General features: G+C 47.5%; 8 protein-coding genes. All 8 read left to right on the plus strand.

Translation table 11 applies throughout. The annotated features are described in order from the left end of the window. Nucleotides 1-437: 437 nt before the first annotated feature. The 8 genes from JHJ32_RS01720 (at nt 438) to JHJ32_RS01755 (ending at nt 15,621) form a co-directional block, all read left to right on the plus strand. Nucleotides 438-3,602: a SusC/RagA family TonB-linked outer membrane protein gene (locus JHJ32_RS01720; protein WP_200119436.1), complete on the plus strand. Its 3,165-nt coding sequence runs from the start codon at nt 438-440 to the stop codon at nt 3,600-3,602. Between the two features lie 11 nt (nt 3,603-3,613). Next, nucleotides 3,614-5,089 carry a RagB/SusD family nutrient uptake outer membrane protein gene (locus JHJ32_RS01725; RefSeq protein WP_200119439.1) on the plus strand — a complete coding sequence of 492 codons (1,476 nt, stop codon included), beginning with the start codon at nt 3,614-3,616 and terminating at the stop codon, nt 5,087-5,089. An 18-nt stretch (nt 5,090-5,107) separates the two neighbouring features. After that, a complete protein-coding gene (locus JHJ32_RS01730; protein WP_200119442.1) occupies nt 5,108-6,241 on the plus strand; it encodes a DUF4859 domain-containing protein in 1,134 nt (377 codons plus the stop codon). Between the two features lie 17 nt (nt 6,242-6,258). Then, complete coding sequence (locus JHJ32_RS01735; RefSeq protein ID WP_200119445.1) at nt 6,259-7,653, plus strand: DUF4859 domain-containing protein; 1,395 nt, start codon at nt 6,259-6,261, stop codon at nt 7,651-7,653. Nucleotides 7,654-7,872: 219 nt separating this feature from the next. Then, complete coding sequence (locus JHJ32_RS01740) at nt 7,873-9,663, plus strand: DUF4859 domain-containing protein (RefSeq protein ID WP_233632430.1); 1,791 nt, start codon at nt 7,873-7,875, stop codon at nt 9,661-9,663. 491 nt (nt 9,664-10,154) lie between these two features. Next, complete coding sequence (locus JHJ32_RS01745) at nt 10,155-13,220, plus strand: beta-L-arabinofuranosidase domain-containing protein (RefSeq protein ID WP_233632431.1); 3,066 nt, start codon at nt 10,155-10,157, stop codon at nt 13,218-13,220. Between the two features lie 87 nt (nt 13,221-13,307). After that, the gene (locus tag JHJ32_RS01750) at nt 13,308-13,520 is read left to right on the plus strand and encodes a DUF2683 family protein (protein WP_079714921.1); all 213 of its coding nucleotides are present in this window, start codon (nt 13,308-13,310) and stop codon (nt 13,518-13,520) included. Nucleotides 13,521-13,935: 415 nt separating this feature from the next. After that, nucleotides 13,936-15,621: a M1 family metallopeptidase gene (locus JHJ32_RS01755; protein WP_079714923.1), complete on the plus strand. Its 1,686-nt coding sequence runs from the start codon at nt 13,936-13,938 to the stop codon at nt 15,619-15,621. Nucleotides 15,622-15,673 lie beyond the last annotated feature (52 nt).

The raw sequence follows: 15,673 nt of genomic DNA on the forward strand, positions 1-15,673 counted from the left end.
TTATTCGTTTAGTGAGATGCATAGGGATTGGTATACTTTTTTAATTGTCTTTTTGACAATATTGTCGTTTGGCATAGTCTCGATGGCAAAGGGGCGGTCACTGTTGCGACATTAGTAGCTAGACATGGCAATCCTAGTCATACTTGGTTATTTTGCCGATCCTAAACGAAAATAAGCGGGGCTACGGCAAGTTTAAGCCTTGAAGACAGAAACCGATTAAATTTAAATGTTTATTGGTTAAAATACAGCTGCTTTTGAAGGGGGTTGTTACTTACTTTTGATTAATAAATAAGCGTCAAAAAGACGTTTTATAACCAATTTATAATCAATTCAATTGAAGGCGGTGCTGGCCGTTGTTTATGACGGCTGATAAAACAATTTGCTTATTAACACTAAGTTATATTCTATGTTTTATTTGTTTACTAAATCTTCGAATTATGAAAAGTCTGCATCCAATTAAGATTCCATGCATGCTATTCATGTTGTGCTGTCACTTGTGCGGAGCACAGGTTTATGCACAAAATGTGCCGATCTCAGGTGTGGTGAGAAACCAGCAGGGTACACTGTTGGCGGGTGTGACTGTCAAAGAAAAAGGCAGTTCAAATACGGTAGTGACCGGCGAGAACGGGCGGTACACCATTAGTGTAACCGGATCGGGCAAGACGTTGGTTTATTCGTATGTGGGGTTTCACCCGCAAGAGCATGCTGTATCAAGCGATACAAAAAACTTGGACGTTATCCTGGAGGAAGATGCCGCCGCGTTGGACGAAGTGGTCATAGTTGGTTACCAGGATGTACAGCGCCGTAAAATGACCGGAGCTGTTTCCAGTGTGAAAGGGCGCGATTTTGAAAACACGCCTTATGCCACTTTTGACGAAATGCTTCAAGGACGTGTCGCCGGGTTGACCGTGTTGAGCACTTCGGGTGAACCGGGCACCAACAACATCGTTAATATACGAGGCTCCAGTAATCTTGGGTTGTCTGACAATCAGTTGCAGGCACCATTGTATGTAATTGATGGGATCATTTACGATGTAAGTGATATTCGCGCAGCCTATGGCGATGCTAGCCCGTTGCAGGCCATCAACCCGAATGACATTGAGTCTGTGGATATTCTAAAGGACGCTTCTGCCGCCTCCATATATGGTGCCCGTGCAGCAAATGGTGTTATCATCGTCAAAACTAAACGTCCTGCATTTGGTACCCCTGAAGTGCGTGTCGCGGCTTATGCGGGCATCTCTAGTCGCCCAGCAATGAAGCCGATTATGGTTGGTGCTGCGGATCGACGAATGAAGATGTCGCTGTTGTATGCCGGTGGTGATTATGAATGGTTTTATAACGGTCAGATTCATCAAATGCTGACTGATAGTTTAAATCCATCTTTCAATAATGCTACGGATTGGCAAGGGTTGTTTTTGCAGTCAGCACCCATTACAAATGTCAACGTCAGTATTGGGTCGGCTACGGAAAAGTTTTTGTATCGCCTTTCGGCTCAGCACTATTACGAGGAAGGGGTCATGATGGGTTATGCTAACCAAAGTCTCACCCCTCGTCTCCTTTTGCAAATGAATCCCATTGAAAACCTGCAATTTGAGACAAATATTTTTGCTGGTTTCACCCAATCTAAGCATGGCTCGGGGGATGGCTCGAAATACCCGTTCTCGACATGGGGTTTCCCGTCTTCTTTTTGGGAGATAGCGGATTTGGAACGGCAGATCTACACCGGACGGTATGATGGCCTGCTGGATGAAGACCGGGCAACAAGTATCAATGGTAATGTTGCTGGTACGATACAGAAGTTTTTTATTCCCGAACTATCGTTACGATCGCAATTTTCTTTCAACGTAAACAATAATACACGCGATCTTTACCGTCCGGCTTTGCTGACTGGTAACCAAAATGTCGCCGAGAATTGGGTTAACCAAAACCGGCGCTGGGAATGGGAAAGTTATTTTAATTACGCTAAGACGCTCAACGAAGCCCACACTATGAGCGGAGTGTTGGGCTTCGGTATGGAGAGAAATGTTGCTAACACCAATTACCTATGGGGCAGAAACAACAATAATGAGGCTATTAAAACCATAACCGGTATTGCTTCCGGTCCTAATCTATCCGGCAATTCCATGATTGCTGAACGCTCCCGGATGTCGATTTTCGGTCGTTTCGGTTACGATTATAAGGACAAGTATCTGATTTCCGCGAGTTACCGGATGGATGCCTCATCTCGCTATAGTGCAGATAATCGCTGGGGGATTTTTCCCTCCATATCGGCGGGCTGGGCACTGAGCGAAGAAGATTTCTTTAAGGATTTAGGCAGTTTTGTCTCTTACTTTAAGATTAGGGGCAGCTACGGTCTGACCGGCCGGGATCCGGGGTCGGAGTATGCGCATTACACCATGTTGACCTATAACGGGTCATATCAAGGTTCGGTGTTGGATAATGGTTTGACAGGTAACCAATTTACATATAATGGCACTAATGTCGTCTATCCGAATTATAACGATCCCGCAACATCGGCAGGTATTAAATGGGAACGTTCACCTCAGCTAAACCTTGGGGTGGATTTCAATATGCTGAATGACCGTATTGCTATTAATGCTGATTACTATATCCGGGATTCCGAAAATCTGGTTTATGGTCTGCAGATGCCCATAACATCGGGCTTTTCGACAATTTCCACCAATTTTATCAGTGTGCGCAATTCGGGGGTAGAGTTTACCATAAATTCCCGTAATATGTCTCCACGTTCGCCCTTCCAATGGAGCACAAATTTTAATATTTCGTACAACAGGAATTATGTGACCCGGTTGCCTTATGGTGGAAGGGAGATCAAAGTTGGTCCGCCATGGATGGAACGCGCCCTCAATGTTGGTCAACCCCTGTATCCGTTTAAGGTCTGGAAAGTAGAGGGGGTGTATTCGACCAATGAGGATGTACCGGTCAATCCGTTGACAGGCGACCGCATCAGGCATGGGTCAAGCACAGGCACGCAGTACCAAGCCGGGGATCCGCGGCGACTGGATATGAATGGCGACTATGTGATAGACGATAATGATAAGGTAGATATGGGCGATCCCAATCCGGACTTTATCGGTGGCATGACGCATACGTTTTCGTATAAAAATTGGTCACTTTCGGCCTTGACGACCTTTGTGTTTGGCCGGACGCTGTGGAACGGTTACTTATCAGATCGATTACAGGATGCAGGCGCTGCGACGTTGTTCAGCACCTGGGGACCTAACTCGGCGATTTCCGGCGATTTCAACCTGACCGATTTTTGGATGCAACCTGGCGATCAGGCCAAGTTTCCTACCTTATTCCGTAATACGGTAGATAACTGGCACATTGCTAACAGTACATTTGTGGAAAACGCGAGTTTCATCCGTTTGAAAAATGTGCGAGTTGGTTATAATGTTCCGCAGGCCTTCTCCAAACGATTCGGCTTAAGCTCACTTCGCTTATACGCAGTCATGGATAATATAGCCATTATTTCCTGGTCTACCGTGCCCGACCCAGAGGCCGTTGAGCCTAATGGTTATTCAACAGGGAATGGTTATCCCATCCCTAAGAAGTGGACATTTGGTATTGACTTCACATTATAGTTAGCAGAGAAATGAAAACGAAACACTTGTTTATCTACCTCATAAGTACGATGATGGCCATGTCATCATGCAAGGACTTTTTAGATTTAGAACCGAAAAGCGCGGCAACCGACGAAAACTTCTGGAAAACCCAGGATGATGCCGAGGCTGCGGTGGCAGGTACGTATGCCTTGTTGAGGGCCGCGTTTAATTTTGCTGGTGGCATATCGTTTTATGCATACGGCGATTTACCCTCAGATGAATTTTCGGCGTCGAATACCTTTCCGTTTAGCCAAGTATTAAATATCCAATGGAATTTGTTTGTCGCACCATCCGATGTGGACAATGCTATGTACCGACTGCGAAATTATAGCCGCTTTTATCGGGTGATTGATCAGACCAATCGTGTGATTGAGTTCGTGCAAACCATGGATCCTGCGCTATTCGATAGTCCGGCAAGACGAGACTATATCCTTGGAGAAGCGTACTTCATGAGGGCATTCACCTATTTCTATATGGGCCGGGTGTGGGGGGGAGTACCCATCATCACCGAAGCTGTGCCACCCATATACGCGGAAAACCATGCTGCTGCCACGCCTGAAGAGGTGCTCGCACAGAGTAGCAGCGACTTGGAGACGGCCAAGCGGCTGTTAGATTGGCGCAATCCTGTCTCTAGTCAGTTTGGTGTTCGGGCAAATAAAGGCGCCGCTTTTGCGTTGGAAGCCCATATGCAGGCGTGGGTTGGAAACTATCAAGAAGCAGCATCGGCTGCCGACTCATTGATTCAGAGTGGCTTATATTATTATGTGTCAAGAGACAGCATCGTATATCGCAATATTTATCAAGGGGGATCCGCTGAAGGGATATTTGAGATATCACATAATGCGGCAAATGAAGGGACTCGGGTCGGAATTGGCGATTATACGCTGGTATACCCTTATCATCGGTTAATCACCGTTCCTAGGCTGACCATACCGCCAGCGCGTATAAGAAGCTTGTTTACAGAGCCGGAAGATAAACGCTTGAAATTTGCCTTTGACACGACGATTAACTCTACGTATGTTATTTGTCATAAATATGCAAACCTAACCTACAGCGATGAGACTAATAACGCGATACCTATTTTTAAAAATAATATCGTGGTGTTTCGGTTTTCGGACATCAAGCTGCTTCGCGCAGAAGCACTCGCGGCTATTGGGCAGACCGCAGATGCAGAGGCGATATTGAATGAAGTCCGGTTGCAAGCCAATTTGCCCGCATGGAGCGGACAAGGATCGTTGATTAAAGCGATTTTTGATGAGCGTGCTCGCGAATTGTTTTTAGAAGGACACCGGTACTATGACATGATCCGCTTGTACAAGCATTTCGGAATTTTTGAATTTCCACAAGCCAAGATGACGCCGGCCCACTTTAATCAGGGTAAATATTATTGGCCGTTCGATCCAACGCTGTTGAATCAAAATCCGCTATTGCGCCAGACGCCTTATTGGGCTACAGTGAATTTATAATTAAAAAAGAATACGGTTATGAAAACCATAATTATAGCATGCATTGGTCTTTTGATTGCATTTTCTGCCTGCCAGAAAGCATCATACTTGACCGATGACGGATTGCATAACGCTCAGGTTAGTCAAAATACCTACGACTACCTCGCTTCGCATCCAAACCATATGTTTGATAGTTTACTGATGATTATTGATCATTTTGGTTTACAGGAGGAAATTAATAACGCTAAGACGTTTTGGGTACCGTCAGACTATTCGGTATCCAGGTTTTACAAGTATAAACGGGATTCAGTATTAAATGCTGACGAAAATGCGACGTATGCATTCGCGGAGTTTTTAGATGAACTTGACGTTGATTCGGTGCGCGCCTACATTTACAATGACGGGGAACATTCGTTGGCCTCGGCAAACACGACATATACGTTTATCAACAATAATGCCGCTATTGATGGTTTTGCTTACCAAAAGCAGCGGCAGCCGCAAGGGCAATGGTCTTACCAAGATATCTATTATTTGTATTATGTAAAAGTGAGAGGAGAGCCAGATCAGACGGCTCCGGATGGAAGCATACGTGTGGACCGCAACGATCTGCCGGATATGCGGATCTTGTGCCAAACCGCGGGCATAAAAACAGCGTCCGGAACCACCCTGAATGTGTTGGCCAGTACACATACCTTTGTTTTGGATTTTGCCTCGTTGTCAGACGACGGCCCCTTTATCGAGGATTTAGATAACGGTATTCGCTTTACGTACGACCTGTCTTTTAGAGTTTCCGATGCCTATACTGGGACAACGGTGACTGCGTCTAGTGCTTGGATAGCGGATGCTTTTGGTATAGAAGCCGATGAAATAAGTTCATTAATGGGTAGTTCTGTCATTTTTTATGCCATTGAAGCTAACGGAGGGTTGACTAACAATTATACGGCAAATGTTCCCGGACACTGGTTTGATGGAAGCGGAAATGTGGTCGCCTGGGGAACTGATGCACGCCTGTTTTCCGAATATGATGCGTCGACATTTACGTTCAGTATCGGGCAGTATCCAAGCAGACTGGCCGTGGGCGACCGGTATACGATAAGGCAGGCATTGGTATATACCAATCGGAATAACCAGCAGATCAGAGCTGAATTTGTATTTAACATTACTATCAATTAGGGAAATTTAATCATAGCATGATGAACTGGAAAAATATATGGCGACTGTGCTTGATGCCTTTTGTACTAATAAACGGGTGTAAACCCGATCAAATTGGGTTTCTTAATGACCACCTTCGGTATAACATTGCCGAAATACAGGTAGAGCAGGGAACCGCTGTAAGTACGAATCCATTGATCGCCAATGGAAGCTCCACACCGATGGAGGTACAATTGCTGTCCATACGCAACAAAACTACCGGCGCAGCGGTACCCGAGTTTTTGGTCCCACAGGACTTTCATGTGTTTTTGGCACAGGTAGGGGTCGATGACAACACGATCGAGCAATTGGATGTAAAAATAGGGCTGAGTACGGCTCCGCCTATAGCCGTTAATGACATTGGAGGAAAGGTTGTGTTTTCACCTGCTACCGAAGAAGTACCGCCTGGGTTATATACCATAGACTTGCAGGTGAGCAATATCTCTGGAACTAAAGTGTACAATGAAGTTTTGGACATCAATTTGATTGAAATGAAGCCGGATTCCGTATTTGCCAGCGGAGCTAATACGACGCCTATTGGCTCAGAATCGGAGTCTACACCATTGGACGTAAACGATTATCAAGTTTCGATCGAACACTTGGATAATGGAGAAGATAAAATCATTTTTATGTGGTTGGATAGAAATGGCGAAGTGTTCAATCCCCGTGAGGGAGAAGTTGTGCGCCGAGCATCTTTACCAAGTTTTGCAGATTGGTCCCCATTTTACGCAGAAGAGCTGACGGATACCGCCATAGTGTATGCATACCCCTATTACAAAGGTGTTTATTATCCAATTAAGCGGATAGCACGCATCAATGGTGCAGAATATACGAACCTGGCTTCGAATTATCGGGTGGTGGGGGATTTTACGAGTATCGGGCGGAACGTCAACACGGCCACAACCGCCCGTTTTTATAAGCCGGGTACTCACATTGTCCGGTTTAGGTTGAATACGATTGAAAAGACCGGCCCTCGAATCACGACAATAACCAAAGATGTGACATTGCCAGAAGGTGCTGGTTATGCGGCCACTGTCGTGTCTTTGGATCAATCGGAGCTTGCCGAGGCGCTGGGCGTTGATGCCGGTAATATTGCGGGATTATTGGGCCACAGTCTAACGTACTACGCTATAGAGCCCGATGGCACGCTTAATCCCAACAGTACTGCTGCGGCACCCGGACACTGGTTTGCTGCTGATGGTTCAACCATCAGTTGGGGGGATGGCGCTCGACTGTTTTCTGAGCTGAAAATCGGCGTAATGGAATTTCATATTGGCCAATTCCCTGATCGGAATGTTGCCGGTGACACCTTTACCTTAAAGCAAGCGTTGATGTATGACAGTGGAGCGGGCATTGCACAAGTAATTTTCGTGTTTAATATAAAGGTAGAATAGCGGTAATTTAGTTCGTATTGTAACCAAAGAAGAAGATATTATGGGGGAGATTGTAACCCTGAGAATCTTCCATTTTCTATGGTAAGAATAGACTGTCGCTTGGTTTAAGGGCCAGTCTGTAGGTTTTTGAAACTCATAGCAAATTGATTTATGAAATGGATAAACTATACCAAGCGAATAACCGGTCACTGCCTGTTAATTGCTTTATTCGTTTTTTCGATGGTTTCATGTAAGAAACTGGTCGGCTTGATTGATGACGACCAAGGAAACGGTGCAGAAGAAACGGAACTGGCGATTTATGTGCCCAACGAATTCAGAGACATTGGTTTCGAAGACAGCACCAGTACCTGGAGCTATCACCGCAGCAGGCAGTCGGCTCACTTCATTGTATTCTGGGGGGCGGGCTATGGCGCCAATGACCCGAATGACGCCGCCGTTCCGGCAACGCACCGTGTCGATATTGACGACCTCTTGGAGAAGGCTGAAGAGTACTACGCCTTAAATGTTGATACGCTGAAATTCGCGGAACGCGGCATCGGCCAGTCTAACCTGGACCAATATAAAATGATGATTTTCCTGCACTACACCACCGAGTGGATGGCGTATGGTGGCGGGTATGACGACGTCATCGGTGCCCTATGGATCAGTCCAGGTACAGCACAACCCGTAGGGGCGACCATCGCGCATGAAATCGGGCACAGTTTCCAATATCAGGTACGTTGTGATTTGGGTGCTGCCCACGGCTTCCGGTACGGATTTGGCGGCAATGGTGGCAACGGCTTCTGGGAGCAGACGGCTCAGTGGCAGGCACACCAGAGCTATCCCGACCAGAATTTTGGATCACATCATTTTTCGGTATACGCCGAAAACTATCACCGGCATCAGATCCACGAGTGGTACCGTTATGCCAACTATTTCATTCACCACTATTGGGCTGATAAGCACGGATTGGACATCGTCGGGCGGATTTGGCGGGAGGCTATCCAACCGGAAGACCCAATACAAGCTTATAAGCGCATCACCGGTATCACCGATGCGCAGCTGAATGACGAGATCTATGACATGGCCACGAAGTTTGCTACGTGGGATATTGGGGCATTACGCGATTTGGGTACAAATCATATTGGTGCGTTGACCTATAAATTTACGATGCTGAGCGACGGGACGCTGCGTGTCACCTATGATCGGACGCCCGGCACCACGGGCTACAATGTCATCCCGCTGGAGGTGCCCGCTTCCGGTACCGAGGTGTCCATTGCCTTTACCGGATTGATCAATGAGACGGGGTACAACCCCGTCGCCGATCCTTCCCGTGCCGGCTGGCGGTATGGCTACGTTGCATTGCTGGAAAATGGTAGCCGCGTATATGGGGAAATGCACAGCGCGGCCAGTGGGACGGCAGCGTTTACCGTCCCGTCCGGAACTGAGCGGCTGTTTTTCGTTGTAACCGGGGCTCCTGCCTCGTATGCGCCACATGCCTGGGACGAAGATGAGTCCAATGACGAACAGTGGCCGTACGAGATAAAAGTTACAAATACAGATGTCGTCGGATACTTGACGTTCGATGATGACGATGAGCCGGAAGATATCACCTTTACCTATAATATCAGTTTTCCATATGACCCCCAAAATTATTCGGGGACAACCGTGAGCGTTGACCAAGGGCAGCTTGGTTTGGCATTTGTCCTCCAGCCAAGTGATATCGCTGCCCGGCTGTCCAGTGGAACGGTCACCTTCCATGCGGTAGAACCGACAGGCTCGTTAAACTCAACGACTACTGCGAACGGCTATGGACACTGGTTTGGTGCGGGCGGTAATGTCGTCCCATGGGGTGTTGATGCCCGTGTGTTTTCAGAGTTTAATGAGTCGACCTTCGTGTTTACGATCGGACAGTATCCCGGGCAGACGACGGCAGGTGCCACGTATACCATCAGACAGGCCCTGGTATATGAGTACGAGCCGGGGCGAACCGTTCAGGCGACTTTTGTCTTTAACGTGAACATCCAATAGGCAGTCAGGGCCGCATCATTTGTGGTGCGGCCTTTTTTGCTCCGGCCTGTTGCCGCATTTTTGCAATATCGGTCTAATTTTGTCTGCCCGACCTCTTTCTACCCATCCCTTTTCCCTATACGATCCCGATAGGTATCCGATGAAATACGGTCAAATGGCCTTTTTACCGAAGTATTATTGGATATCTATAGGATATCACACGGGAGAAGCACGGGAGAAGCACAGGTGAGGGTGCTACCGGGCACCGACCGGCGCTGAACTTGATTACGGGTTACAGTTTTTGGATACCTGTTAATATCAGGTTATGATTAACTAAAATAGAATTATCGCTTAACACGGATTCTTTATAGTTTTAGACAGAATTATCCATCGTGTATCGCTTGTTTAATGTATTAAATTAACAGGGTTTATTGAAAATCCTGCATAGGCTGTCTTTAAAAAGAAATAGAATAGTAGCGTAACGCAAGCTGCAATCTTTAAACAATATTCGAATGAACATGTATAACGTATTCTTGTATGCCGTCTTTTTCGTTGCTGTTTTTGTTCAGGGTGTTAACACCGCTCACGCACAAAACGGGGACCAGATATTGGATGGGATTGGTGAAACCGGAATGATTGCCCGTTATGTGTTTGATGGCGACACCAAAGACTGGTCCCGGAATAATTTGCACGCCCAAATTCAAGGCGCTGGGGTCAAATTTGTCAATGACAACCGGTTTGGGAAGGTCTTGTCGCTCATTGGCGATAGCAGCGCGTTTGTTGCGATACCCGAAGAGGCATTGGCCGACCTGGAGTCGCTTAGTATATCGGGATGGATATACCTGCGTTCGGCCCAGCCCGGCCAGCGTTTTTTTGATTTTGGAAAGGATACCGCCAAGCATTTCTTTGCAGCCCCGGTAGGGACAAAAGCCCAGGCGGGCTTCCAGGCGCTGATAACGGCGGAAGGAAACAATGCCAAGGGGGCGGTTTCTCCGGCTATAGAAACGGATAAGTGGATTCATCTTGCCGTCGTAATTGATGTTCCCTCCAAATCTGTCATGACTTACGTTGATGGCATGCCGGTGGGCGAAGCTAAGGAGGTTCCACTGGAGTTGACAGCAGTATTCGATCCGCAATCTGGAGGGAAGAATCAGCTTTATATCGGAAAATCGCTGCTGCCTGAGGATCCTTATCTTGATGCCATGATACATGATTTTCGTATTTATCGTATTCCCTTAAGTGGAAGTCAGGTTAATAGAATCTATAACAATTCACAGCGGGGAGCCAATCGGCGCGCGGTAAACGAGGGTAAGCCGGAGGAAGATCTGCCGACTTTCCTGTTGTCCCAGTCACAGCTTTATCATGCGTATCTGGTGGATGTCTCCGATGTAGAAGTGGAGACGGAAGTAGGGCATTTGCCCCGATTGCCGAGTTATGTACAGGGAACTTACAAGGACGGGATGAACGGCCCGAAAGTACGCGTATTGTGGCCTGCTCCGACAGACAACAGCGACGTGATGAGTGCCGGCCGCTATACCGTTACGGGGCGCGTACCAGGAACGGATTTTCAGCCCAGGGCTTTCGTTACCATCAGCGGGGATAAAAAATCAACTGCACCGGATCTAAAGCTGGAAGCGTTTGATTTGGATCGGGTTTCGTTGGAAACCGATACGTATGAGCACGAAACTAAATTTATTGAAAATCGTGATAAGTTTATCACCACGTTGGCCAAGACTGATCCGAACTCCTTTCTTTATATGTTCCGCCATGCGTTCGGCCAACCGCAGCCCGAAGGAGCAAAACCCCTGGGGGTCTGGGACAGCCAGGATACCAAATTAAGGGGGCATGCCACGGGACATTACCTCACGGCAATTGCTCAGGCCTACGCCAGTACGGGATATGACAAAGCACTTCAGGCCAATTTCGCCGAAAAAATGGCATATATGGTCAATACCCTATATGACTTGTCCCAATTATCCGGAAGACCGAAAGAAGCAAAGGGTACCGCTGTGTCCGACCCCACGGCGGTACCGCCAGGCCCGGGAAAGTCAGACTATGATTCTGATCTTAGCGAGACGGGCATCCGTACGGATTATTGGAACTGGGGAGAAGGTTTCATCAGTGCTTATCCCCCGGATCAATTTATCATGCTGGAAAACGGAGCGACGTACGGAGGCCAGAAAAATCAGGTTTGGGCGCCTTATTACACGTTGCATAAAATTCTGGCCGGCTTAATGGATGTGTATGAGGTGAGTGGCAATGAAAAAGCGCTGGAAATAGCGAAGGGCATGAGCGATTGGGTATATGCTCGTTTGAGCAAGCTGCCGACGGAGACACTTATAAAAATGTGGAATACATACATTGCCGGTGAATTTGGGGGCATGAATGAGGCAATGGCGCGCCTGTACCGGATCACAGGGGAGGCGAATTACCTGAAGACCGCACAGTTGTTTGACAATATCGACATGTTTTTTGGCGATGCCAAACGCTCGCATGGGCTCGCTAAAAATGTCGATACCTTCCGCGGATTGCATGCCAACCAGCATATTCCGCAAATCGTGGGAAGTATCGAAATGTACCGGGTTTCCAATAATCCGGAATATTACAAAGTGGCTGATAACTTCTGGTATAAGGCGGTTAATGATTATATGTATAGCATTGGTGGCGTTGCCGGTGCACGCAATCCCGCCAATGCGGAGTGTTTTATTGCCCAGCCGGCAACGTTGTATGAAAACGGCTTTGCTGCTGGCGGGCAAAACGAAACCTGCGCCACCTACAATATGCTGAAACTGACTGGTAACCTGTTTCTCTTCGATCAGCGGGCGGAGTTGATGGACTATTATGAGCGCGGGCTGTACAACCATATTCTGGCTTCGGTAGCCGAAGACAGCCCGGCCAATACCTATCATGTGCCGCTCCGGCCGGGGTCTATCAAGCGCTTCGGCAACCCGAACATGACGGGTTTTACGTGCTGCAACGGCACCGCAATAGAGAGCAGTACCAAGCTGCAGAATTCCATCTACTTTAAAAGCAAGGATGATCAGGCGCTTTATGTCAACCTGTACATCCCCTCAACATTAAATTGGACTGAGCGCGGAATAACGGTGAAACAGGTCACAGATTTTCCCAGGGAAGACCATACGCGGCTGATGATTCAAGGCAGCGGAAAGTTTGCCATCCACGTGCGTGTGCCGAGCTGGGCAACCAAGGGATTTTTTGTGACGATCAATGGTAAAGCACAAAAGGTAGAGGCGAAGCCGGGCAGCTATCTGCCATTACGCCGCAACTGGAAAGATGGCGATGTCATCGAATTGAAAATGCCTTTTCAATTTCGCCTGGATCCGGTCATGGATCAGCAGAACATCGCCAGCCTGTTTTACGGACCGATATTGCTGGCTGCCCAGGAGCCTGAAGCAAGAAATGAGTGGCGTAAGGTAACCCTGGATGCGAACGATATCAGCAGATCAATCAAAGGGGACCCGCAGCAGTTGCAATTTGAGATTGACGGGGTGGTTTTTAAACCGTTCTATGAAACATACGGGCGTCATTCTGTGTACTTGGACGTGACGTTGAAATAGGTCTTGAGATCAACATTTAGGTAAGAATATAAGATTTAATAGCCGTGAAAATTGAAATGAAAAAAGAAATACGCTATATTTGTTTTCATGGAAGCGTACGTAGTATATCCTGAAAATAAAGAACAACTCTCCGCATTGAAGGCTGTGTTGAAGGCGCTTAAGATCAACTTTGAGCCGCAGGTGTCCGCTCCCCTGCCCCACCATGCCATCAAAGGAATGAAACGCGGAATCGAAGACTTGGACAATGGGCGGAAAATCCCATTTAGCGAGTTTGAAGAAATACTGACCCGCAACCCCTAATTCCGTAATGGCGGACTATAACCTGTATTTCTCCCAAGAAGCGAAAGACAGTTTTGAAGCCTTGTTGGAGCAAGTGAAGAAACGTTGGGGCGTTAAAACTGCCAAACAGTTTCAGAAAGATACCCGGCGGGTACTGGGTGTCGTTGCCAAATACCCATTTGCTTTTCAGACTATAAGAGGATGTGTATGTAAGGCGTGCTATCGTGCATCGCACCATTTCGTTTTTGTACTGTGTCGTGGGTGATGAGGTTCAGCTTATCGTTTTCTTTGATAATCGGCAGGAACCGATTCTATAGGTGGCAGCTTAATTGGATTGTGGAAGCATGTCAATTTATGGTTTACATTTGCAAAAATATAAGGGGTCTTGTGGAAACGCATCCACTACTTTCGTGATAGTAATTAACCGGAAATCGCGATGAAATTATTTAATGGATGTGCATTAGCTGTAGGTATCATCATGTTGTCGCTGGCGGTGACCGCTCAGGAGCTGGTGAGCCGACAGGAACGGTTTTCGCGGGCGGATACCCTCCGCGGAAGCAACACCCCTGAACGGGCTTGGTGGGATGTGCGGCGGTATGATCTGACCATCGTGCCGGATTTTGAGGATAAGTATACCGCGGGCACGAACAGAATGACTTATCAGGTAGTGGATAGTGGGACCGGAAGGATGCAACTTGATCTGAAGCCGCCGCTTAAAATCGATAGCGTTGTACTGGCCAGTGACGGCAGTAAGCGGCCTGTTGAATATGCAGGGGGCGACATTTGGTACGTTGATCTGCCCCTGCAGCAAGCAGGAACGACAGACCGGGTCAATGTCTATTTTTCGGGCAATCCGCACATTGCGATCAGACCACCTTGGGATGGGGGATGGACGTTTTCAAGAGACTCCCTGGACAACCCCTGGATGACCGTATGCTGTCAGGGGTTAGGTGCGTCTGTATGGTTTCCCTGCAAGGATCACCAAAGCGATGAACCGGATGACGGCGCTTCATTGACCATGGTCGTGCCGGATACGCTGCAGGCGGTTGGCAATGGCAGGTTGGTCGAACGGATCGATAACCATGATGGGACGATGGCTTATACCTGGGAAGTTACCAATCCGATTAATAATTACTGCATGATACCCTATATCGGCAAATACGCTTCCATTAACGATACGTATATTGGCGAAAAGGGAAAACTGGATCTGCAATTTTGGCCGTTGCAACTTCACAAGGCGCAGGCCGAAAGGTATTTTCCTGAGCAAGCAAAAAAAGTGTTGCGTGCTTTTGAGTATTGGTTTGGGCCTTATCCATTTTACGAAGATAGCTATAAACTGGTGGAAGCCGATAATACCGGAATGGAACATCAAAGCAACATCGGGTACGGTAATTTTTATGCGTTTGGTTACCGGGGACGGGACGCCTCCGGTACGGGCTACGGTTTGCTGTCGGATTTCATCATCGTTCATGAGAGTGCACATGAATGGTGGGGTAATAGCATCACCACCAATGACTTGGCGGATATGTGGGTGCATGAAAGTTTTGCGAATTATGCTGAAGCATTGTATGTAGAATATCATTGGGGCATTGGCGCGGGGAATGATTATGTGTATGGCGTGCGTAGGGGGATCCGGAATGACAAGCCCATCGTACCACCATTTGGCGTGAATGCGCAGGGTAGCGGTGATATGTATCCCAAAGGCGGGAATATGTTGCACACCATTCGCCACAGTATGGCTGATGATACGTTGTTCCGGGAAATATTGCGGGGATTGCAACGGGAGCACGCGCACCAAACGATCGACGGGGAGCAGCTAATCGCGTATTTTTGCGACAAGACTGGCTACGACTATCGGAATGTTTTTGCCCAGTACCTCACTACGGTACAGATTCCCGAATTTCGATTTTATTTTGAAGATAATCGGCTATTTTATAAATGGCAGCATTGCATTGACGGCTTCAACCTGCCTATTGCTTTGACTGACTACGGATCGGCATCATTTAAATTGTTTCCGACGGCAACATGGCAGTCGGTTGTGCTGACCGATGCGCAAAAGGAATTGGTGACAGTTAAGCAACTGGAATACTTGTATTATATCTCCGCCGTGGAGGGAAGATAAATCATGGTAATAATAGGCGGAGCAAGTTGCCTCGAAATGCCGAAGTTACGGT

It is taken from the genome of Parapedobacter sp. ISTM3, assembly GCF_016533505.1.
Lineage (GTDB): Bacteria > Bacteroidota > Bacteroidia > Sphingobacteriales > Sphingobacteriaceae > Parapedobacter > Parapedobacter luteus.